The sequence below is a fragment of the Polaromonas sp. P1_E1_2 genome (genome assembly GCF_056406035.1).
Genome location: NZ_JBFUAZ010000757.1, coordinates 1 through 1713, shown reverse-complemented (window position 1 = coordinate 1713; position 1713 = coordinate 1). Strand labels below are relative to the sequence as shown.

Annotated in this window: 2 protein-coding genes; both read right to left on the bottom strand. The window is 62.0% G+C overall.

From position 1 onward, the window contains the following. Positions 1-768 (bottom strand): phosphate/phosphite/phosphonate ABC transporter substrate-binding protein (locus AC1D1P_RS22560; RefSeq protein WP_477674527.1); only part of this gene is annotated, 768 nt, incomplete at its 3' end. Then, a partial coding sequence (locus tag AC1D1P_RS22555) for a hypothetical protein (protein ID WP_477674526.1) occupies positions 765-1713 on the bottom strand: 949 nt, incomplete at its 5' end. The genes AC1D1P_RS22560 and AC1D1P_RS22555, both read right to left, overlap by 4 nt.

Genomic DNA, 1713 nt, shown 5'->3' with positions numbered 1-1713 from the left:
CAGGGAGTCCTGCAGGCGGCTGATCATGTCCGCCGGCACGCCGGGGGCGGCCAGCACCGACCAGTTCACCACCGGCTGGGTTTCACCAATGACACGGCCTCCGCCCTCTTGCCATTTCCTGGCGATGGTCGGATTCACCGCACCCACTTCGGCAAGGCCTGCCGCCACCTGTGCCGACACGGAATCCTGATAGCGTGTGTAGGAAATATAGGGTTCGCGCACATTCAGGCGGCGCATCTCGGCACGCGCGACCGCCACCGTGGCGGACGATTCGTCGGGCATCAGGATCTTCTTGCCGCTCAGTTGCCCGATGTTGTTGATGGGCGAGCTGTTCTTCACGATAAAGGCAGCCTGGTAGGGCTCGGGCCTGCGCACCAGGGGTTGATAACCTCCATCGCGAACCAGCTTGGACAGCTGGTTGACGGATTTTCCGAACACCATGAGGGGCTTTTGCTCTGACGATGCCTGGCGCACGAAGTTCTGGATGTCGATGACGGGATCAACCACCACCTGCTTGTTGCGGATCTGCCCTCCCAGGTAGTCGGCCAGCCCCCGGTAGCGCAGGGCCAGCATCGAAATACTGAGGTCTGCCGTAACCGCCTCATTGATCAGCAGCCTCCAGCGATCAACACCCGCCAGCTGGCCCGCCGCCTGCTGGCTCCAGCTGACCATGGGAAAGCCCTGCCAGGCCACGGCAACCGCGGTGCCCACCACACCGCGAAGAACCGCGCGGCGACCGGTAACTTGTGACAGCAACGGAGTATTCATTTGATCACCTTCAAAGGGTTAATTGCAGATTGCACGGTCTTCTTCGCTGCCTCGTCTTCCCATTGCCTGGCAGCTGTCAAGGTTKCCTTGAATGCCAGTGCACTCTCAAGCAGCCATTTCTTGTTGTCTTCCGAGAGCGCGTAGCTCAACCTGAACTCGTCCATCGGCATACGGTCCTCGCGCACGGCCTTGATCAACCGGTCCACCTCTGCCGCGGCATGCGCGGGCGTCGACAGCAGCACCAGGCGGCTCATCTTGTCGGGGTTGTTGGGTACATGGCAGTTCACACATTGCGACTCGCGCATCTGCAGCGCCAGGTCACGGTAGCGCTTGTCGACGTTACCCAGATACGGGTTTTCCGGCCGGTACAASCCGTCGAACAGCGTCACCGCCGGTTGSGTGTGRCCYTTGTCGTCRGTCCASAGCCATGGGCCCTGGTATTTTTCATGCTGCACCGYCTGCACMGGTTGCAACAGCGGCGTGGGTGCCACGTCGGTGAACTGCGCCACCTTGATGACGCCTGTTTCGGGGCTGATCCATAGCATCATGCTGCGGGCGTTTTCGTACATCGCCCATTTGGCCTCGTCGTGCCAGAACGGATAAGGAAACTGGCCCGGCGGCAGGCGGTTGCGAAAGGCCGCCTCAAGCCGCACCAGGAACATCTTCTCGTCGGCCACCCACTCCACGGTATGCCGGCCGTTGAACATGAAGAGCGGCGCATACATGCCGGTCCAGGCGTCAGGGGCGAACTGGGTCAGGTTGGTCTGGCGCAGCGTGGCGTTGTCTTTTTTGTTTTGCCGGCCCCATAGCACGATGGGCGCCACGTGTGCACGCAGCTGGCTCGGCCCGAACAGTGTTTGCCGGCACTGGGTGTAAGCGTTGACGTCACCGGCCGGCGCCAGCGGGCAACTGCTGGCGAGCTCTGCGGCAATTTCGGCCGCAGCC